19 protein-coding genes are annotated in these 18,700 nt (G+C 62.3%); 11 read left to right on the forward strand and 8 right to left on the reverse strand.

Going from position 1 to position 18,700, the window contains the following annotated elements; all coding sequences use genetic code 11:
* Positions 1-145 precede the first annotated feature (145 nt).
* The 7 genes from lptF (at position 146) to N6L27_RS02800 (ending at position 8,502) form a co-directional block, all read left to right on the forward strand.
* Positions 146-1,273, forward strand: a complete 1,128-nt coding sequence (lptF, locus tag N6L27_RS02770) for an LPS export ABC transporter permease LptF (protein WP_271905557.1) — start codon at positions 146-148, stop codon at positions 1,271-1,273.
* On the forward strand, positions 1,270-2,373 hold the full coding sequence (lptG, locus tag N6L27_RS02775) for an LPS export ABC transporter permease LptG (RefSeq protein ID WP_271905558.1): 1,104 nt from the start codon (positions 1,270-1,272) through the stop codon (positions 2,371-2,373). Before lptF ends, lptG begins: the two co-directional genes overlap by 4 nt.
* Positions 2,357-4,546, forward strand: a complete 2,190-nt coding sequence (locus tag N6L27_RS02780; RefSeq protein ID WP_271905559.1) for an LPS-assembly protein LptD — start codon at positions 2,357-2,359, stop codon at positions 4,544-4,546. The genes lptG and N6L27_RS02780 overlap by 17 nt, the downstream gene beginning before the upstream one ends.
* The gene (locus tag N6L27_RS02785; RefSeq protein ID WP_271905560.1) at positions 4,531-5,790 is read left to right on the forward strand and encodes a peptidylprolyl isomerase; all 1,260 of its coding nucleotides are present in this window, start codon (positions 4,531-4,533) and stop codon (positions 5,788-5,790) included. The genes N6L27_RS02780 and N6L27_RS02785 overlap by 16 nt, the downstream gene beginning before the upstream one ends.
* Complete coding sequence (gene pdxA, locus N6L27_RS02790) at positions 5,787-6,758, forward strand: 4-hydroxythreonine-4-phosphate dehydrogenase PdxA (protein WP_271905561.1); 972 nt, start codon at positions 5,787-5,789, stop codon at positions 6,756-6,758. Before N6L27_RS02785 ends, pdxA begins: the two co-directional genes overlap by 4 nt.
* 84 nt (positions 6,759-6,842) lie before the next feature.
* Complete coding sequence (gene rsmA, locus N6L27_RS02795) at positions 6,843-7,685, forward strand: 16S rRNA (adenine(1518)-N(6)/adenine(1519)-N(6))-dimethyltransferase RsmA (protein WP_271905562.1); 843 nt, start codon at positions 6,843-6,845, stop codon at positions 7,683-7,685.
* A 37-nt stretch (positions 7,686-7,722) separates the two neighbouring features.
* On the forward strand, positions 7,723-8,502 hold the full coding sequence (locus N6L27_RS02800) for a pyridoxine 5'-phosphate synthase (protein WP_271905563.1): 780 nt from the start codon (positions 7,723-7,725) through the stop codon (positions 8,500-8,502).
* Between the two features lie 78 nt (positions 8,503-8,580).
* On the opposite strand, the gene N6L27_RS02805 is transcribed toward N6L27_RS02800, so the two are convergent.
* From N6L27_RS02805 to prfA, 3 genes are all read right to left on the reverse strand, one after another.
* A complete protein-coding gene (locus N6L27_RS02805; protein WP_271905564.1) occupies positions 8,581-9,258 on the reverse strand; it encodes a DUF4167 domain-containing protein in 678 nt (225 codons plus the stop codon).
* A 214-nt stretch (positions 9,259-9,472) separates the two neighbouring features.
* A complete protein-coding gene (gene prmC, locus N6L27_RS02810) occupies positions 9,473-10,324 on the reverse strand; it encodes a peptide chain release factor N(5)-glutamine methyltransferase (protein WP_271905565.1) in 852 nt (283 codons plus the stop codon).
* A 2-nt stretch (positions 10,325-10,326) separates the two neighbouring features.
* On the reverse strand, positions 10,327-11,382 hold the full coding sequence (gene prfA / locus N6L27_RS02815) for a peptide chain release factor 1 (protein WP_271905566.1): 1,056 nt from the start codon (positions 11,380-11,382) through the stop codon (positions 10,327-10,329).
* A 60-nt stretch (positions 11,383-11,442) separates the two neighbouring features.
* On the opposite strand from prfA, the gene N6L27_RS02820 reads away from it, so the two are divergent.
* Positions 11,443-11,742, forward strand: coding sequence for a hypothetical protein (locus tag N6L27_RS02820; RefSeq protein WP_271905567.1), 300 nt, complete (start codon positions 11,443-11,445; stop codon positions 11,740-11,742).
* A gap of 210 nt (positions 11,743-11,952) precedes the next feature.
* Here N6L27_RS02820 and N6L27_RS02825 read toward each other — a convergent pair whose 3' ends face one another.
* From N6L27_RS02825 to N6L27_RS02840, 4 genes are all read right to left on the reverse strand, one after another.
* A complete protein-coding gene (locus N6L27_RS02825) occupies positions 11,953-12,378 on the reverse strand; it encodes a hypothetical protein (RefSeq protein WP_271905568.1) in 426 nt (141 codons plus the stop codon).
* A 329-nt stretch (positions 12,379-12,707) separates the two neighbouring features.
* The gene (locus N6L27_RS02830) at positions 12,708-13,148 is read right to left on the reverse strand and encodes a DUF1499 domain-containing protein (RefSeq protein WP_271905569.1); all 441 of its coding nucleotides are present in this window, start codon (positions 13,146-13,148) and stop codon (positions 12,708-12,710) included.
* A gap of 73 nt (positions 13,149-13,221) precedes the next feature.
* The gene (gene speB / locus N6L27_RS02835; protein WP_271905570.1) at positions 13,222-14,169 is read right to left on the reverse strand and encodes an agmatinase; all 948 of its coding nucleotides are present in this window, start codon (positions 14,167-14,169) and stop codon (positions 13,222-13,224) included.
* Between the two features lie 139 nt (positions 14,170-14,308).
* The gene (locus N6L27_RS02840; RefSeq protein WP_271905571.1) at positions 14,309-15,475 is read right to left on the reverse strand and encodes a M20 aminoacylase family protein; all 1,167 of its coding nucleotides are present in this window, start codon (positions 15,473-15,475) and stop codon (positions 14,309-14,311) included.
* A 63-nt stretch (positions 15,476-15,538) separates the two neighbouring features.
* Here N6L27_RS02840 and mazG point away from each other — a divergent pair, with 63 nt between their 5' ends.
* Positions 15,539-16,354, forward strand: a complete 816-nt coding sequence (gene mazG, locus N6L27_RS02845; protein ID WP_271905572.1) for a nucleoside triphosphate pyrophosphohydrolase — start codon at positions 15,539-15,541, stop codon at positions 16,352-16,354.
* A 77-nt stretch (positions 16,355-16,431) separates the two neighbouring features.
* Here the strand turns inward: mazG and N6L27_RS02850 are convergent, their stop codons facing one another.
* The gene (locus N6L27_RS02850) at positions 16,432-16,986 is read right to left on the reverse strand and encodes a hypothetical protein (protein ID WP_271905573.1); all 555 of its coding nucleotides are present in this window, start codon (positions 16,984-16,986) and stop codon (positions 16,432-16,434) included.
* A 266-nt stretch (positions 16,987-17,252) separates the two neighbouring features.
* On the opposite strand from N6L27_RS02850, the gene N6L27_RS02855 reads away from it, so the two are divergent.
* Positions 17,253-18,194 carry a nucleoside hydrolase gene (locus N6L27_RS02855; protein WP_271905574.1) on the forward strand — a complete coding sequence of 314 codons (942 nt, stop codon included), beginning with the start codon at positions 17,253-17,255 and terminating at the stop codon, positions 18,192-18,194.
* The gene (locus tag N6L27_RS02860) at positions 18,191-18,640 is read left to right on the forward strand and encodes a GNAT family N-acetyltransferase (protein WP_271905575.1); all 450 of its coding nucleotides are present in this window, start codon (positions 18,191-18,193) and stop codon (positions 18,638-18,640) included. The genes N6L27_RS02855 and N6L27_RS02860 overlap by 4 nt, the downstream gene beginning before the upstream one ends.
* Positions 18,641-18,700 lie beyond the last annotated feature (60 nt).

An 18,700-nucleotide genomic window follows, 5' to 3' on the forward strand; every position in this document is an offset into this window, starting at 1 on the left:
AGCGGCAGTTGGAAAGACCCGGCGGCGCAGGCCGGCACCTGCGGTCAGCCGCCGATTGACGGGCGGGACGAGAATGCAGTTTTCCCCGCCAATCAAATCCACTAAGGTCCGCAAAAATAACAATGGCAAGATCTGGGGGGATCGGGTGTCACGCTACGACAGATATGTGCTGTCACAGTATCTGCTCTTCTTCGGCTTCTTTGCCCTGATTCTGGTGGCCGTGTTCTGGGTCAACCGGGCCGTTGTCCTGTTTGACACGCTGATCGGCAACGGACAGTCCGCGCTCGTGTTTCTGGAATTCACCGCGCTCACCCTTCCGAACCTGATCCGCATGGTGCTGCCGATTGCCGCTTTCGGCGCTGCAGTCTGGGTGACCAACCGGCTGAACAGCGAAAGCGAGCTGACCGTCCTGCGCGCCACCGGAACCAGTCCCTGGCAAATGGCCCGCCCGGCGCTGGTATTCGGCCTTATCACCGCACTGATGATGTCGGCGCTGACGCACTATCTGCTGCCTGCCTCGATCAATCAGCTGGAACTGCGGGAAAGCGAAGTATCGCGAAACATCACCGCCAAACTGCTGAGCGAAGGCGACTTTCTGCACCCTGCTGATGGTGTCACGTTCTATATCCGGCAGATTGAACCGGACGGGACCCTTCAGGACGTTTTCCTTTCAGACCGCCGCGACCCGGAAGTCACAGTCACATATACCGGTAACCGCGCGTTTCTCGTGCGGGACGGCGAAAGCGCGCACCTGATCATGGTGGAAGGCATGGCGCAGCGGCTCGAGAACAAGTCGCAACGGCTTTCGACAACTTTCTTCACTGATTTTTCGTATGATATCAGTTCTCTGGCCCGCCAAGCTGAGAACCCGGCCCGCAACATTCGCGCAATTCCCAGCTTGGAGCTGATGACCCGCACTGCGGCCGTCACTCAAAGCGACGGTTACTCCGCCGGCGCCCAGGCCGAAGAGCTGCACCTGCGCTTTGCCCGCGCACTGGTCTGCATTGCGGTGACGCTGATTGGATTCTCCGCATTGATGCTGGGCACATTTTCGCGTTTTGGCGTCTGGCGGCAGGCGATGCTGGCTTTTGTTATCCTGATCTTTGTTGAAGGCCTGCGCGGCGTGGTGTCCGAACCCGTTCTTCAGAACCCCGATCTATGGCCGCTGATCTACTTGCCCACCCTGCTGGGCTTGGCGGTGGCACTGGTCTTTCTGATCCTCTCCGCCCGCCCCAAACGGATTCGGGCACTGGCACCGGAGACCCCGGCATGAAACTGGACCTCTACTATGCGCGCCGTTTCACGCAATGGTTTCTGGTGATTGTTGCTGTCCTGATGACCTTGGTGGTGCTGATTGATCTGAACGAGCAGATCCGCCGGTTCGAATCCGTTGACCTTAGCCTGGGACAGCTCGTTGGCCTGACCCTGCTGAACATTCCTGCAGCACTCAGTGAGTTCCTGCCGCTGATCATGATCCTGTCAACCATCGTGCTGTTTGTTGGCCTTGCCCGCAGCAGCGAGCTGGTGGTGACCCGTGCCATCGGCCGGTCTGGCATTCGGGCACTGGCCGCCCCGGTACTGGTGGCCGCAGCAATCGGCGGCCTGGCCGTTACCATGCTCAATCCCATCGCAGCCGCCACTGCCAACCGCTACCAGGACCTCGCAGAGACCTATCACAACGGCGGCCCCTCGGCCTTGTCGCTGAGCGGAGAGGGATTGTGGCTGCGCCAGGGCGGCGCCCGCGGCCAGTCGGTCATTCACGCCAAGGGTTACAGCGGCGATGCCGCTGAAATCACCCTGATTGATGTTTCGATTCATGCCTACACCAATGCGGGCGGCCCGGTGCGCCGCATAACCGCTGAAACGGCCAGGCTTGACGGCAGCCATTGGGTCCTGACCAACGCTAAGGCCTGGCCGCTGACAGCCGGTATCAACCCCGAAACCGGAGCGGCCCGGCATGAAGAGCTGCGCCTGCCAACCACACTGACCACAGACCGTATCCGCGGCACACTCGGTACCGCCAGCGGCATCTCGATCTATGACCTGCCCTCCACAATCCGCGAACTTTCAGCCGCCGGTTTTACCACCAAACGCTACGAAGTCCGGCTGCAAGCGGAACTGGCCCGCCCCCTGTTTCTGATAGCCATGGTTCTGGTCGGTGCATCCTTCACCATGCGGCACGCCCGCTTTGGCGGCACCGGACTGGCGGTGATGATGGCGGTACTGCTGGGATTCGGGCTTTATTTCATCCGCAATTTCGCGCAAATCCTCGGCGAGAACGGGCAAATTCCGGTGGCGCTGGCCGCCTGGGCGCCGCCCGCTGCCGCGATACTTTTGACTTTGGGACTGCTACTCCATGCCGAAGACGGGTAAATTGCGCCGGGCGCTGCTTCTTTCCGCCGTGCTGCCCTGGCTGGCTCTGTCTGCTCCTGCCTCTCAGGCTCAGACTGCCGCGGCCCAAGATCCGGCCCAGCCTGCAATGCTTGTCGCTGATCAGGTGTTCATCACCCCGGACCGGACACTCGTGGCAGAAGGCAATGTAGAAGCTTTCCAAGGCGATATCCGCCTGCGCGCGCAAAAGATCACCTTTGATCAAGGCACCGGCACCCTGCAGATCGAAGGCCCGATCCGCATCGATCAGAACGGTGATATCACCATTCTGGCCAACGCCGCGGAAATGGACAGCAGCCTGCGCAACGGACTGCTGGACGGAGCCCGCATGGTATTGCAGCAGCAGCTTCAGCTTGCCTCGCTGCAGATGACACGGGTCAGCGGCCGCTATACCCAGCTTTACAAGACAGCAGTTTCCTCCTGTCACGTCTGCGAAGACGGGCGCCCGCCTCTCTGGCAGATCCGTGCTGAGCGCGTCACCCACGATCAGCAGGAACGCCAACTGTATTTTGAGAACGCCCAGCTCCGGGTACTGGATGTCCCGGTATTCTATTTCCCGGCGTTCCGCCTGCCGGATCCCTCATTGGAGCGGACCAGCGGCTTTCTGATTCCGTCCGTGCGCTCGACTTCGAACCTCGGCACCGGGGTCAAGGTGCCCTATTTCTTCACCCTTGGCCCGCACAAGGATCTGACGATCGCGCCCTACGTCTCTTCCAGTACCCGGACGCTGGACCTGCGCTACCGGCAGGCTTTCCGGCGCGGCCGGATCGAATTCAACGGCGCCTATACCCGTGACGATCTGTTCCCGGATCAGGACCGCGGTTACATCTTCGGAAATGGCCAGTTCGAATTGCCGCGGGATTACCGTCTCACGTTTGACGCAAAGGTGGTTTCGGACGATGCCTACTTAGCGGACTACGGCCTGCCTGACCTGGACCGGCTGCGGTCCAGACTGGAGCTTTCCCGGGTCCGCCGCGACAGCCTGCTGCGCACGTCGCTGACCCACTATAAAACGCTCCGCTCAGACGAAGACCCCGATGAAATCCCATCAGGCATCGCCGAAGCGCTCTTTCAGAAGCGCTTTTTTCCCGGCATCGCCGGCGGTGAAGTCCGGCTTACGCTTCAAGGCAACGGGCGTTACCGCCGCTCAACTAACCGGGGGGACGGCCTGAGCGAGGATTCTGCCACCGGCCGGGACATCGTCCGGCTGACGGCCGACCTCAGTTGGCTCCGCACCTGGAGGTTTGGCTACGGGATCCTCGCAGAAGCGGAAATAGGCGCAGCGGCTGACGCCTCCAGGGCGTATGACGATGCCTTTTTCACCGACGAAGTCACCCGCCTGACGCCCCGTGGCGCTTTGACCTTCCGCTTGCCGATGACCCGTCGCGAGACCAATGGCGCAACCCAGTATCTGGAGCCGATCCTGCAATTGGGATGGCGCGACGAAGGCAGCGGCAATGTGGTCAGTGAGGAGAGCCGGTTCGTCGAGTTCGATCAGGGCAATCTTTTGTCGCTGTCCCGTTTCCCTGCAACCGATGCCCGCGAGGACGGGTTTACACTGGTCTATGGCGCCAATTGGGCGCGCTACTCCCCCCAAGGCTGGCAGGCCTACGCAACTATCGGCCAAGTGCTGCGCAGTGAAGACGACACCCGCTTCACCAAGAGCTCGGGGCTAAGCGGTACTTCCTCAGACCTTCTGCTGGCCGGCCAAATCAAGTTTGGCGACGGGCTGGCGATCTCCACTCGCGGCCTGCTGAACGGCTCGCTGAACTTCTCAAAGGCCGAGGTCCGCGGTGAATGGCACACGGACCGTTCCAGCCTATCCGGCACGTATCTGTGGCTTGGCACCGATCCTGTCGAGGAACGGACCGAGGAAAGTTCGGAAATTTGGGTTGACGGGCGCTACGACATCAATCCCAGCTGGTCTGCCAGCGCCCGGCTGCGCTACGACATTTCCGGCGCCCGTGCCACCAGGGCCGGTCTGGGTCTGGCTTACCAGAACGAATGCGTAACGGTCGACCTTTCGGTCAACCGCCGCTATACCTCAACAACAAGTGTTGAGCCGACAACGGATTTCGGCTTTACCATCTCCCTCAGCGGTTTTTCCGTAAAGAGCGGCAACAAACAGTACAGGCGGTCATGCAGCAAGACGTGAAATCCCGGTTCCCGGCTCCCTTCCTTTCCCGTGCCCTCAAGTCCGCAACCGCGCTGGCGCTGGCGGCAGGTCTTTCCCTGACCGCCCTGCCGGCCGGGGCACAGAATCTTTTTGCGCCCGCGATTACGGTAAATGACGAGGTCATCACCCGGTATGAGCTGGAACAGCGCGCCCGCTTCCAGGCGGCGCTGAGGGTTCCGGGCGACCCGCTGGATACCGCGCGCGAGGAGCTGATCAATGACCGGCTCAAATTGCAAGTGCTGCAACAGGCCGGCATTGAACTGTCCGATGAGGATATTTCTGCCGGCATGGAAGAAATGGCGGGCCGCGCCAACCTGTCGCTGAACGAATTCCTGACTGCCCTCCAACAGCAGGGGGTCGCTCCGCAGACTCTGCGCGATTTCACCAGGGTCGGTCTGGGCTGGCGCGAATACACGCGCGTCCGTTTTCTGGCCCAGGCACGCCCGACCCAGGAAGAAATTGACCGGGCTATGGGGTCCGCAGGCACAGGCAGCGTCCAGGTGCTGCTGAGCGAATTCATTGTGCCTATCAATGACCAGAATGCAGCTCAGGTAGAAGAGCTGATTGAACAAGTTTCCCGGCTCAAGGGCTATGACAGCTTTTCCGCCGCAGCGGCGCAGTACTCGGCTGCGGCCAGCCGCAATGAAGGCGGCCGCCTGCCCTGGATGCCACTGACCAAACTGCCGCCCCAGTTGCAGGAAATCGCACTGGCACTGAAGCCGGGTGAAATCTCCGAACCGCTGCCGCTGCAAAACGCCGTGGCACTGTTCCAGATGCGCGGCGTGCGCGAGGTTGAAGGCGCTGCACCGCGTTACACCGCGATCGAATACGCAACCTACTTCGTTCCCGGCGGGCGCACACCTGAAGGACTGGCAGCAGCACAGAAAGTTGTGAACAGCGTCGACACCTGCGAGGACTTCTACGGCCTCGCTCAAGGTCAGGACCCGTCGGTGCTGGACATCCAAAGCCTGCCGCCTGCTGACATTCCCCGCGACATCGCATTGGAACTGGCCAAGCTCGACCCCACTGAGACTTCCACTGCGCTGACCCGCAACAACGGCCAGACGCTTATGGTTCTTATGCTCTGCGGCCGCACCGCCGACCTCGGTGAAGGCGCCAACCGCGAAACCGTGGCCAATGCGCTGGTGGCGCAGCGGATGACATCGCTGACGGACAGCTTTCTCGAACAACTGCGCGCCGACGCCCGGATCGACATCAAATGACCCTTTCCGGGCCCATTGCCCTTAGCTGCGGAGAACCAGCAGGCATCGGCCCGGAAATCGCCGTCAAGGCTTGGGAAGCACTGCGGGGCGACTGCCCGTTCTTCTGGATCGGCGACCCCAGGCATTTACCTTCAGGCACGCCGGTCTGCAGGATTTCCACCCCTGCTGAGGCGGCCCCGGCCTGCGTGGGCGGCTTTCCTGTCCTGCCGCTTGCCTTCGGCGGCAATGCTGTCAAGGGAACGGCCGATCCGGCCAATGCCGCTGGCGTGATCCAATCTATTGAGACCGCTGTAAAGCTGGTCCAGGCAGGTGAGGCCTCCGCCGTCTGCACTGCCCCTATTCACAAAAAGGCATTGATCGACGGCGCAGGTTTTGCCTATCCCGGCCATACCGAATTTCTCGCCGCGCTGGCGGGCCGGGACCGGGTTGTTATGATGCTGGCCAGCGAGCAGCTGCGGGTGGTGCCCGCCACCATCCACATCGCCCTGTCGGACGTGCCTGCCGCGCTGACACCGGAAGGCTTGCGCGAAACCATAGAAATCACCGCCGCCGGCCTGCGAAGCCAGTTCGGCATTGCTGCACCGCGCATCGCTGTCGCGGGCCTTAACCCGCACGCAGGCGAAGGCGGCGCCATGGGCCGGGAAGAACTCGACTGGATCAATGCATTGGTCTCGCAAATGCAGAGTGAAGGCCTGAATGTCACCGGCCCGCACCCGGCTGACACGATGTTCCACGCCGCCGCCCGCGCCCGCTATGATGCCGCGGTCTGCATGTACCACGACCAGGCACTGATCCCGATCAAAACGCTGGATTTCGACAGGGGCGTAAATGTGACTCTGGGCCTGCCGTTCATCCGCACCTCTCCCGATCACGGCACTGCCTTCGACATCGCGGGGACCGGTCAGGCCAACCCCTCCAGCCTGATCGAGGCACTCAAGCTGGCGCAGGCCATGGCCGCCAGCTCTTGATTCTTCCTCTTGCCGGAAATATCCCCGCCGAAGGCATGAAAACTCCGGCGCACCGCCCGCGTCACGTCCTGAGGTCCAGATGACATGAGCGCTATCGATAGCCTTCCCCCTCTGCGCGAAGTGATCGCGACGCATCAGCTGTCGGCACGCAAGTCGCTGGGCCAGAACTTTCTGCTCGACCTCAACCTCACTGCCAAGATCGCACGGCAAGCCGGAGATCTGACCGGCTGCGACGTGCTGGAAATCGGCCCCGGCCCTGGCGGCCTGACCCGCGGTTTGCTGGCCGAGGGCGCCCGCCGCGTTCTGGCTGTGGAGAAGGACAGCCGCTGCCTGCCCGCGCTGCAGGAGATCGCAGACGCCTATCCAGGCCGGTTTGAGGTGATCAACGGCGACGCTCTCGAAATCGATCCGCTGGCACACCTCACCCCGCCGATCCGCATTGCCGCCAACCTGCCCTACAACGTCGGCACCGAGCTTCTGGTGCGCTGGCTGACGCCCAAGGACTGGCCGCCGTTCTGGCAGAGCCTCACCCTGATGTTCCAGCGCGAGGTGGCAGAGCGCATCGTTGCCCAGCCCGGCTCCAAGGCCTATGGCCGCCTGGCAATCCTGGCGCAGTGGCGGGCGGATGCGCGCATCGTGCTGTCGCTGCCGCCCGGAGCCTTCACCCCGCCGCCCAAGGTCTCCAGCGCCGTGGTGCACCTGGACGCCTTGCCGGAACCGCGGTTCGAGGCCGACGCCGCAGTGCTGTCTCGCGTCGTGGCCGCCGCTTTCAACCAGCGCCGCAAAATGCTGCGTGCCTCGCTCAAGGGCATCTCTCCAGATATCGAGGCGCAGCTGACCGCGGCTGGCATCCCGCCCACCGAGCGCGCCGAACAAGTGAGCCTGGAGGCCTTCTGCGCTCTTGCGCGTGAAGTCGCCAAGGCCTGACCCTCCTTTCCCGACAATACCGGAGCCTGTTCATCAGATGACCCAAGCCGTTACTGCGCGCCCGACCCTTTTGTCCGTGAATGTCAACGCAGTTGCCTACCTGCGTAACCGGCGCGACGTGCCTTGGCCGAACCTGATCGACATTTCCCGTGCAATCCTGCAGGCCGGCGCCCACGGTATCACCGTGCACCCGCGCCCGGATGAACGCCACATCCGCTTTTCCGACCTGCCTGCCCTGTCCCGCCTGATTGCCGAGGAGTTCCCCAAGGCCGAGTTCAACATCGAGGGCTACCCGACCCGCCATTTCATCGACCTTGTGCTGGAGAACAAGCCGCATCAGGTGACACTGGTGCCGGACACGCCGGAGCAGTCCACCTCAGATCACGGCTGGGATTTTGCCGCCGATGGCGAGATGCTCCTGCCCATCGCTGAGGAGTTCAAGGCGGCCGGCATACGGGTCTCTTACTTCGTGGACGCCAATCCGAACGACCCGGTAATGGCGTTGCAAGCTGGTGCCGACCGGATCGAATTCTACACCGGCCCCTATGCTGACCAGACAGATCCTGATGCCACCGCGCGCGAATTGGACATGCTTCGGCAAACGGCAGATGCAGCCCGCGCACTGGGCACTGAGGGCAACAGCCTGATGATGAATGCAGGCCATGACCTGACCGTCGAAAACCTGCCCGGTCTGCGCCAGGCGATCCCCGATCTGGCCGAAGTCTCCATTGGCCATGGCCTGACCGCAGATGCCCTGATGCTCGGCTTTCCCGAAGCCGTGCGCCGCTATCTGCGGGTTCTGGGGCACGACACCTGAACGCAACGTTAGCGGTTCTCCAAAAGAAAACCCCCGAAGCTGTCAGCTTCGGGGGTTTTGATTGTCTGTCTGCTGCCTTTATTCGGCAGCTTCCGCCGGGCCATCCTCGGCCTTCGGCTTCGGCTTGGCGCGCGGGCGGCTAGGTTTCTTCGGTGCCGGGGCTTCACCACCCTCGCCCGCGGTCTCGCCACCGTCAGCCTTGGCTGCAGGCTTGCGGGCACGGGGCTTGCGCGCCGGGGCTTTCTTCGGGGCTGCTTCTTCTCCCCCCTCAGCCGGAGCGGCACTCTGGCTCTCCGGGGTCTCGACCAGACCGCTGTCCTGCCCGTTGCCATTGTCACCGCGCGGGTCAATCACTTCAGGCTGCGGCGCACTTGCCGGGTCGCTCTCAGCAGCCGCAGAAACCGCGGCCTCGCGCTCCTGGCGCTCCAGCCGTTCAGCCCGCTCGCGGTCACGCTCCGCCTGGCGTTCGCGGTTCTGGCGCTCCTGCTCCTCGCGGCGCGCCTCGATCTCGCGCTGCGCCTCGTTCAGCATCCGCAGGTAATGCTCTGCGTGCTGCTGGAAATTCTCGGCCGCAACCCGGTCATTGCTCAGCTGCGCATCGCGGGCCAGCTGGTTGTACTTGTCGATGATCTGCTGCGGGGTTCCGCGCACCTTGCCTTCGGGACCGGAGCTGTCGAACACCCGGTTGACCACATTGGCGCCATTCGGGCGATTCCGGTTCGACTTGGAGCGGGAACGTGATTTGGACGATCTCATATGCCTATCATAAGCCTTGAGTTAATGCGCCGTTGACCCTGTGCAGCGCGCCTCAGCGCCGGATCGTTAGCTTTTTTGGGCTTGATGCCGCGGGAATGCTTGAAAAGCGTTCACCTCTATACGGCTCATCTTGAGTAACCATGTTCCGGGAGCGCAGACAAGGGGGCCAAAAGGTTTTTCTGTGTTTTTTCACCCGAATCTGCGGATTACCGCGTTAAAATCCGCGATTTGAGGGGGAATGCGCCCGCACCACCCGGTCACGCCCGTCCAGGTCCGGCAGCACCGCGATGCCGCTGAAGCCCGCCGTTTCCAGCAGCGCGCTGACCGCCCGGCTCTGGGTCGGACCGATTTCCAACAGCACCCGCCCGCCCGGTGCAAGATGTGCGGCGGCCTGTGCGGCGATCTGACGGTAGGCACCCAGGCCATCGCCGCCATCGGTCAGCGCAATGCCCGGCTCATGCCCCCGCACCTCTGCCGACAGCCCGTCCATCTCATCCAGCGCGATATAGGGCGGGTTCGACACGATCAGGTCGAACTGCCCCTCGATCTTTTCAAACCAATCCGATTGCTGAATGTCGGCGCGCGCCTCCACCCTGTGCAGCACCGCATTGGCACTGGCCTGCAGGCAGGCTGCCTCGCTGATATCGACGCCCAGACCGGTGGCCTCCTGCCGCTCTGCCAGCAGTGTCACCAGAATGCAGCCGGAGCCGACGCCCAGATCCAGCACCCGCGCGTAAGGCTCCGCCAGTGCCGCTTCAATCAGGATCTCGGTCTCAGGCCGCGGATCCAGCACATCGCGCGAGACCTTAAACCGGCGCCCGTAAAACTCCCGCTCGCCGATCAGATGCGACACCGGCACCCGAACGGCCCGCAGGGAAATCAGCTGCTCATAGCGTTCGGCGATTTCCGGTGCCAGCTCCTCAGGCGCGATCAGAGTAACCCGGCTGGCCTCGATGCGCGCGGCATGGGCCAGCAGCACCCGCGCATCCCGGGCCGGATCCTGTACCCCGGCGGCCCGCAGCTTGGCTGTCGCTGCCGCCATTGCCTTTGCCGCGGTCTCTGCCATGGTCACTGCCCCATCTCGGCCAGAAGCCGCGCCTGATTGTCCGCGGTCAGCGCGTCGATGATCTCCTCCAGGTCGCCGCCCATCACCTGGTCCAGCTTATAAAGCGTCAGGTTGATACGGTGGTCCGTCATCCGCCCCTGCGGAAAGTTGTAGGTCCGGATGCGCTCTGAGCGGTCCCCCGAGCCCACTTGGCTTGCACGGTCCGCTGACCGCTCGCTGTCAATCCGCTGCCGCTCCAGATCATACAGCCGCGTCTTCAGCACCTGCATCGCGATTTCGCGGTTGCGGTGCTGGGACTTCTCCGACGAGGTGACGATCAGCCCGGTCGGCAGGTGAGTGATCCGCACGGCGGAGTCGGTGGTATTCACGTGCTGCCCGCCGGCGCCCGACGCGCGCATGGTGTCGATACGGATGTCATTCGCATCGATATGGATATCCACATCCTCTGCCTCCGGCAGCACAGCAACGGTGGCTGCTGAGGTATGGATGCGCCCGCCGCTTTCCGTTGCAGGCACCCGCTGCACCCGGTGCACACCGGATTCATATTTCATCCGGGCAAAGACATTTTCACCCTTGATATGGGCGACCACTTCCTTGATGCCGCCCAGCTCGGTCGCCTGCTCCTCGATGATGTCGAACTTCCAGCCCTGCCCCTCGGCATAGCGCTGGTACATGCGCAGCAGATCACCGGCAAAGAGCGCCGCTTCGTCACCGCCGGTGCCAGGCCGGATTTCCAGCATCGCCGGGCGGCTGTCCACCGCATCCTTGGGCAGCAGCGCCAGCTGCAGCGCGTGCTCGGCTTCCGGGATCGCCGCCTTCAGCGCCGGGATCTCCTCCGCGGCCAGATCCTTCATGTCCGGGTCCGCCAGCATCGCTTGCGCCTCTTCCAGATCGCTTTGCAGCTTGCGGTAGGCCGTCACCTGCTCCGCGACCGGACGCAGGTCAGAGTATTCCTTGGCCAGCGCGGCAATATCCCCGCCCCCGGCACCATCCGCCATTGCGGCTTCAAGATACTGAAACCGCTGCAGGATCTGTTCCAGCCGTTCTTCGGGAACCATGGGCGCGCCTATTGTTGTTCATGTTTTGGCCAAATGACCCCCATGTGATATGCTAGAGCCATGCGACATGCCAGAGCCCTTATTGCCACAATCCTCCTCACCCTGCCCGGCCTGGGGCTGGCGGATGTGAAGGGGCCCGGCGGCAAGACCATCGACTGCTACTGCACAGACAAATCCGGCTCCCGCGTGGAACTGGGTGAGCTGCGCTGCCTGCAGGTGGACGGGCGCATGTTCATGGCGCAATGCCAGATGTCCCTGAACGTGCCGATGTGGCGCGAGGTGCAAAGCAGCTGCCTGTCGGCGTCGCTGGGGGATGTGCGCAGTTCTTCAGCAGCTCCACCAGAGCTCCCGAAGATTTAAACCGCAGCCGCAGCCGCTGGGGTGCAATCTCTGCCGCACAGTGAAAGCACCTTTGCCGCGCGCAGCTGTGCCGGCATTCTCTCGTCCACGGGGCCTGCAACCGCGCTTGAAGCAGCAAGGCTGCCTATGACGGGATTGAAGGGCGAAGACCAGTATCCGTGCCTTTGCCTTGCGCGCGCTGCCCTTCCCCCCCAATTGACACCAGCCCGATCAATCCACAAAAGGAGTGGAACCGTCCCACCCTGAACTGTTGCCTGCCGGCGTCACCACCGGCGCCGCCGGGGCTGGCTTCGGAGTGGCAGGGGCGGTCGGGGCGGCCACAACATAGTTCTGACCTGCGTCTGCGGCAGACACGCTATATTCTCCGGATGCGCAAGCGCCTGAAAAAATCTTGTAGTCAGGGGCAGTTGGCAAAACTCTGACACTGAAGCCTGAAACAGGACCGCCGCCGCATATCTGATTGACGGCATAGGTGTTGATATCCTGTACCGTCCAGCCTGAACCCGCACTTCCGCTGAAACGGCCATTCCCGTCGTTGTCGAATTGCAGCTCATTGCTTGCAGGTACTCCACCGCAGGCAGCAAACAGCGCGCAACAAGCAAGAGACAGCACAGGCTTCGGAAATCCAGGGGTCATGAAATGTTCTCCATATTCAAGTCGGCACTGATGCTCAGCGCCTAAAAATCTTTTCTGAACAAGGCTCTGCAAACCACAATCAACAATCACAGAACCGGGTCAAGGGTGGCACAGCCACCGCGCGCCAGCACGGCTTACCCTTGATGCGGCATCAGCAAACACACTCGAATTGGTTTCTTCAGGGGCAGCCCTGCCCCTGAAGCTCTTCTCAGCAAACCCCAAGGCTCTTCCGCCGAAGGCGGATGAGCCTGCGCCGCGCTTTGCGCGGCGCCCGGCCCAACTGTAAGAGGCTTTTTGCAAAAAGGCCGAGTACAGGCGGGAGCCGCCGCCTACTCTCCGGCAGAAACAGCCGTCGGAGCCACTTCCATTTCCGCGAGCCAGGTGTTTATCCGTTCTTTGTTGGCGCCGAGGTCAGACCGGCCGAACCGCAGGCGCGCGTAAACTTTCAGCAGATCGCCGTCCTGCGCCGCGGTGGTGTAGTCGGGAAAGCCCAGAACCTGGGTGCGGGTGATATAGGTCACCATGCCGTCGTCTGGCCCGCCCGCCAGCACGCTGGTGCGCGGCGCGTGGCTGGCGATGCGGTGGAACCGCTCCAGCCCGTCCGGCCCGGTCCGGACCACCCGGAACACGCCGCCGCGGAACTCCTTGTCCTCGCTCAGCTCCGGCTGGGTGTTCCAGTCCAGCGGATCGCTCGGCGCCAGCCGGACAAACCCCAGCCCGGCGATAATCGCGGCCAGCAACAGCCAGCCCAGCAGCATCAGCCGCCTCAATGCGGTTTCAAGGTCACCTCTTGCCTCCTCCTCACGCGGCCCTCCCCCGGCCTTCCGCTTGAGGCCGGACCGCTTATCTCGTTGCCACGCCCGGCAGCACGCACAACAGCTCATAGAGCAGGTTGGCGCCCACCAGGGCAGTGTTGCCCGACGGGTCATAAGGCGGCGACACCTCCACAAGGTCGCAGCCCACGATGTTGACCCCCTTCAGGGACCGGATCAGTTCCAGCGCCTGCGGCGTCGTCAGCCCGCCGATTTCCGGCGTGCCGGTGCCCGGCGCATAGGCCGGGTCAAGACTATCGATATCATAGGTCACATAGACCGGCCTATTGCCGATATCGCGGCGAATTTCCGCACCCATCTGGTGCAGCGAGCGGTTCCACAATTCCTGCGCCGGGAAGTGCTGGAACCCCCAGCCCTGCGCCTCGGAAAAATCGGTGGCGGCATAGCCGGTGCCGCGGATGCCGATCTGGTAGGTCTTGTCCGGGACGATCAGCCCTTCCTCATAGGCGCGGCGGAAGACAGTGCCATGGGTCTCGCGCTCGCCGAACATCTCGTCGTTCACATCCGCATGGGCATCCACATGCACCAGAGCCACGGGGCCGTATTTCTTGGCAATGGCGCGCAGGATCGGCAGGGTGATCGAATGATCGCCGCCCATCGCCACCGGGATCACCCCGCCGGACAGGATCGCGTCATAGCTGTCTTCAATAATACGGAGTGATTCCGGCAGCGAAAACGTGTTGATCGCCAGATCGCCGATATCGGCAATGTTCAGGCTGTCAAACGGCGCCGCCCCGGTTGCCATGTTGTAGGGCCGCAGCATCGCGCTCTCGGCGCGGATCTGCTTGGGGCCGAAACGGGTGCCCGACCGCCAAGAGGTGCCAATATCCATCGGAACACCCAGCACTGCCACATCCAATCCATCCAGCGAAGTCGCCTGCGGCAGCCGCATGAAAGTGTTCGGCCCGGAAAACCGTGCCAGGTCATTGCCGCTGATAGGTTGATTGAAGTCGGTCATAGTCTCTCACGTTCCAGCAAAGAATACGGCAGAAGCGCGCCGCCTCTTGTCCGGCAATAACACCTGCACCGCTGGTGTCAAAGACCGCAGACAGCCGCTGCTGCACCGGCCCCGCAGACTGGTGCAGACACGCCGCGTTTCAGCTGTTCAGCGGCTGCGCGCGTTCCACCAGCCGGGCAAAGAACGACGCCCCCACCGGTGCAATTGCGTCATTAAAATCATACTTCGGATGATGCAGCCCTGCGCTATCACCTTGCCCCAGGAACAGATAGGAACCGGGCCGTGCCTGCAGCATATAGGCAAAATCCTCTGCCCCCATCTCGCGTCCGCCGTCAGCCTCCACATTCGCATCGCCGGAAATCTCCTTGGCAACGTCCACCGCAAAGGTGGTCTTTTCGGCGTCGTTGAACGTGGCCGGATAGCCGATCTCATAGTCCAGCTCTGCCTCAACGCCGTAACTCGCCGCCTGCCCGGCAACGATTTCCTTCATCCGCCGCATCACCATCTTCTGCACATCGGGGTTAAACGTGCGCACGGTGCCGTTGATATAGGCAGTGTCCGGGATCACGTTGTCGACGGTCCCGGTGTGGATCTGGGTGACCGATACCACCAGATCCTCCAGCGTGTGATGGTTACGGCTGACGATGGTCTGGATCGCTTGCGCCATGCCGCAGGCCGCCATCACAGGGTCACGGGTTTCATGCGGCATTGCGCCATGGCCGCCCTTGCCCTGGATGTGGATGTGGAAGGTATCAACCGCAGCCATCAGTGCGCCCGGTGTCGTCAGAAAATGACCCTCCGGCAGGCCGGGCGCATTGTGCAGCGCATAGACCTCGCTGATCCCGAACCGCTCCATGATGCCTTCCTCCACCATGATGCGTGCGCCGCCGATCGCCTCCTCGGCGGGCTGGAAGATCAGCGCAACGCGTCCCTTGAAGTTGCGCGTCTCAGCCAGGTATTTTGCCGCCCCCAGCAGCATCGTTGTATGGCCGTCATGGCCGCAGGCATGCATGTTGCCCGCATGGCCGGAGGCATAGTCCACCCCGGTTTCCTCAGGGATCGGCAGCGCGTCCATATCGGCGCGCAACCCGATGGTCGGGCCCTCACCCTGCCCGTTGATAATCGCCACCATACCCGTCTGCGCGATGCCCTCATGCAGTTCATCCACGCCAAACTCCCGCAGCCGCTCCGCCACAAATGCGGCAGTCTTGGGCAGGTCCAGCGCCAGCTCCGGGATCTGGTGCAGATGCCGCCGCCAGGCCTTCATCTCCTCGGCGTAATCGGCAATACGGTTCACAACGGGCATCGGGGTGGACTCCTGCTCCAGACTCGGGATGATGCATCTGACACCGGAAAAAGAGCAGCCGCAATGCAAGAAACAGACCTGATCCACGACCAGTCCGCCGGCATCGAGCGCCTCCTGGAAATCATGGCGCGCCTGCGCAATCCCCAAGCCGGCTGCCCCTGGGACATCGAACAGGATTTCGCCACCATCGCCCCCTACACCATTGAAGAGGCGTATGAAGTTGCCGACGCCATCGAGCGCGAGGCCTGGCAGGAACTGAAGGGCGAACTGGGCGACCTGCTGTTCCAATCCGTCTTCCATGCACAGATGGCAGAAGAAGCCGGGCATTTCACCTTTCAGGACGTGGTGCGGACCATGTCGGACAAGATGGTCTCCCGTCATCCGCATGTGTTCGGCGATGAGTCCCGCGAGAAATCCGCCGAACAGCAGACGCAGGATTGGGAGGCAATCAAGGCGGCAGAACGCGCAGGCAAGGAACAGAAGGGTACGCTGGACGGTGTGGCGGTTGGACTGCCCGCGCTCCTGCGCGCTTACAAACTCCAGAAACGCGCGGCCCGCGTCGGTTTTGATTGGCCGTCAGCCGACAATGTCATCGCCAAGATCACCGAGGAATGCGCCGAGCTGGTCGAGGCTCGCGACACCCTCACCCACGCGGAAGTCGAAGAGGAATTCGGCGACCTCCTGTTTGTGATGGCCAACCTGGGCCGCCACCTGGGGGTTGAGCCGGAAGCCGCCCTGCGCGCCGCCAACGCCAAGTTCACCCGCCGCTTCGAAGGCGTCGAAGCCAAGCTCGCCGCGCGCGGCAAACGCCCCGAAGACAGCGATCTGGCGGAAATGGATGCGCTCTGGGATGAAGTGAAGTCAGACGAGCGCGCCTGAACGCGCCCTGTCCCTTCTTCTTTGCCTGAATACTCAAATCCCGGCGGCGCAGCCGCCGGGCCTCAGGCGCGGCTGGATCAGACCAGGTTGGCCTTCTTCAACGAAGACGAAATTGCCTTGTAGTCTTCCAGGATCTTTTCCTTCTTCGCCAGCTCTTTCCACAGCTTTTCGGCGGTCTTCTTGTCGTCGACGGCGACATTCACCATCACTTCCTTCAGCTTCTTCACATCGGTGATGCCCAAGAGCTTGGCCGCCTTCTTGGGGTCCCCCATCGCGTTTTCGGCCACGTATTTCTTGTATTCATCGCCGCCGGTGAATCCCATCACATCCTTGTTCAGCATCTTCACGACCTCTTCCTTGCCGGTCGCGATGATTTTCTTCCAGTCGCCGCTCTTGAAATCGCCCTTATCGGCCAGCGCTTTGGCAGCCAGATGAGTCTTGGAGGTGATGTTGACCGGCTCCTTGCCTTTCTTCTGGTCCATGTAACGGGTCCAGAGCGATTCCGGGTTGCCTTTGTTCTGGGTGAACATGAACTCATTCAGGCAGTACCGCCGCTTGCAATAATCCATATAAGCGGCGGTCATTTTCTTGTCTTTCAGGATATCGCCAACAACTTTGGGCTCTTTGGGCATGTCTCACTTTCCCCATGCAAATCAATGTGTTTCCGGCTGAACAAAGCCGTACCAATAAGGCCCGGAATCGGGCTGAGCAATCACTGGCGGCGTCTGCGGGCCATCCCGCCCGTGACGCTGCGTCAGGCAACTATAGAAAGCAAACGCGGGGGCGGCAAACTTCCGTCGCAGAAAATCTCCGGAAATTTGCAAAGGTTCGCGCCCTGCCGGTTCAATCCCGGTTCGGCAGCGCGTAGTCTCACAGCTCACGACCAGCGGAGACCGCCATGAGCGCCAGAAAAATCATCATCGATACCGATCCCGGCCAGGACGATGCCGTCGCCATCCTGCTGGCGCTGGCCAGTCCGGAAGACCTCGACCTGCTTGGCGTCACTTGCGTGGCGGGCAATGTCCCTCTGGAGCTGACCAGCAAGAACGCCCGCATCGTCTGCGAGGCTGCAGGCAGGACGGATGTGCCGGTATATGCAGGCAGCGCGGCGCCGCTTGCCCGTCCGCTGATCACCGCCGAACATGTGCATGGCCAGACCGGCCTGGACGGACCGGACCTGTGGGAGCCCGCAATGCCTCTGGCTGACGGGCATGGCGTCGATTTCATCATCGACACACTGCGCAGCCATGAACCCGGCACTGTCTCTCTCTGCACGCTTGGTCCGCTCACCAATATCGCTGCCGCCTTGAGCACAGCCCCGGACATCATCCCCCGGGTTCAGGAAATCGTAATGATGGGCGGTGCCTACTTCGAGGTTGGCAACATCACCCCGGCAGCGGAATTCAACATCTATGTCGATCCGGAGGCCGCGGAAAGTGTGTTCAAATCCGGCGTGCCGGTCACAGTGATGCCGCTCGATGTGACGCATAAAGTGCTGGCCACCAAGCCGCGCGTCGAAGCAATCCGCGCCCTCGATACCCGCGTCGGGCATTTCACCGCCGAAATGCTCGACTTTTTCGAGCGCTTTGATGTGGAGAAATACGGCTCAGAAGGCGGTCCGCTGCACGACCCCTGCGTCATTGCCTGGCTGCTCAAGCCGGAGCTGTTTTCCGGCCGCCATGTGAATGTCGAGATCGAAACCGCTTCTGAGCTCACCCTTGGCATGACTGTCGCCGACTGGTGGGGCGTCACCAACCGCAAACCCAATGCCCTGTTCATAGGCGATGCCGACGCGGACGGCTTCTTCACCCTTCTGACCGAAAGGCTCGCCCGCCTATGAGCGCCGCCCTGCATCTCGCCAAGCTCGAACATATGGAAACCGTTCTGGCGCTGGTGGCCGCTTTTCATGCCGAATCCGGCCTGGACAGCAGCGACGAGCACCGCCGCGCAGGCATTGAGCCTTTGCTGAACGGCCACCCTTACGGTGCCGTCTACCTGATCGGCCCCACCCGTGCGCCGATCGGCTATATTGTCATCACCTTCGGCTGGTCGGTGGAATTCGGCGGCATGGACGGTTTTGTCGATGAACTCTACATCCGCCCCGCCGTGCGCGGCCGCGGCATTGCTACCGAAGTGCTGACCGAACTGCCGAAAACTCTTGCAACCGCTGGCATGCGGGCCCTTCATCTGGAGGTCGACCGCGAAAACGAAACCGCACAGCGGCTTTATCTACGCACCCGCTTCCAGCCGCGCAAAAACTACATTCTGATGACCAAACAGCTCTGACACGGCTGCGCCACAGGCAGTTTGATGAACAAAATACGGCCCGGAAGCCACCCGGCTTCC

The organism is Leisingera sp. SS27 (genome assembly GCF_028368855.1).
Lineage (GTDB): Bacteria > Pseudomonadota > Alphaproteobacteria > Rhodobacterales > Rhodobacteraceae > Leisingera.

Excerpts from the sequence above, each read along its gene's own strand:
- lptG (WP_271905558.1), top strand. The coding sequence starts at position 1,270 with ATGAAACTGGACCTCTACTATGCGCGCCGTTTCACGCAATGGTTTCTG.
- N6L27_RS02780 (WP_271905559.1), top strand. The coding sequence starts at position 2,357 with ATGCCGAAGACGGGTAAATTGCGCCGGGCGCTGCTTCTTTCCGCCGTG.
- N6L27_RS02785 (WP_271905560.1), top strand. The coding sequence starts at position 4,531 with ATGCAGCAAGACGTGAAATCCCGGTTCCCGGCTCCCTTCCTTTCCCGT.
- pdxA (WP_271905561.1), top strand. The coding sequence starts at position 5,787 with ATGACCCTTTCCGGGCCCATTGCCCTTAGCTGCGGAGAACCAGCAGGC.
- rsmA (WP_271905562.1), top strand. The coding sequence starts at position 6,843 with ATGAGCGCTATCGATAGCCTTCCCCCTCTGCGCGAAGTGATCGCGACG.
- N6L27_RS02800 (WP_271905563.1), top strand. The coding sequence starts at position 7,723 with ATGACCCAAGCCGTTACTGCGCGCCCGACCCTTTTGTCCGTGAATGTC.
- N6L27_RS02805 (WP_271905564.1), bottom strand. The coding sequence starts at position 9,258 with ATGAGATCGTCCAAATCACGTTCCCGCTCCAAGTCGAACCGGAATCGC.
- prmC (WP_271905565.1), bottom strand. The coding sequence starts at position 10,324 with ATGGCAGAGACCGCGGCAAAGGCAATGGCGGCAGCGACAGCCAAGCTG.
- prfA (WP_271905566.1), bottom strand. The coding sequence starts at position 11,382 with ATGGTTCCCGAAGAACGGCTGGAACAGATCCTGCAGCGGTTTCAGTAT.
- N6L27_RS02820 (WP_271905567.1), top strand. The coding sequence starts at position 11,443 with ATGCGACATGCCAGAGCCCTTATTGCCACAATCCTCCTCACCCTGCCC.
- N6L27_RS02825 (WP_271905568.1), bottom strand. The coding sequence starts at position 12,378 with ATGACCCCTGGATTTCCGAAGCCTGTGCTGTCTCTTGCTTGTTGCGCG.
- speB (WP_271905570.1), bottom strand. The coding sequence starts at position 14,169 with ATGACCGACTTCAATCAACCTATCAGCGGCAATGACCTGGCACGGTTT.
- N6L27_RS02840 (WP_271905571.1), bottom strand. The coding sequence starts at position 15,475 with ATGCCCGTTGTGAACCGTATTGCCGATTACGCCGAGGAGATGAAGGCC.
- mazG (WP_271905572.1), top strand. The coding sequence starts at position 15,539 with ATGCAAGAAACAGACCTGATCCACGACCAGTCCGCCGGCATCGAGCGC.
- N6L27_RS02850 (WP_271905573.1), bottom strand. The coding sequence starts at position 16,986 with ATGCCCAAAGAGCCCAAAGTTGTTGGCGATATCCTGAAAGACAAGAAA.
- N6L27_RS02855 (WP_271905574.1), top strand. The coding sequence starts at position 17,253 with ATGAGCGCCAGAAAAATCATCATCGATACCGATCCCGGCCAGGACGAT.
- N6L27_RS02860 (WP_271905575.1), top strand. The coding sequence starts at position 18,191 with ATGAGCGCCGCCCTGCATCTCGCCAAGCTCGAACATATGGAAACCGTT.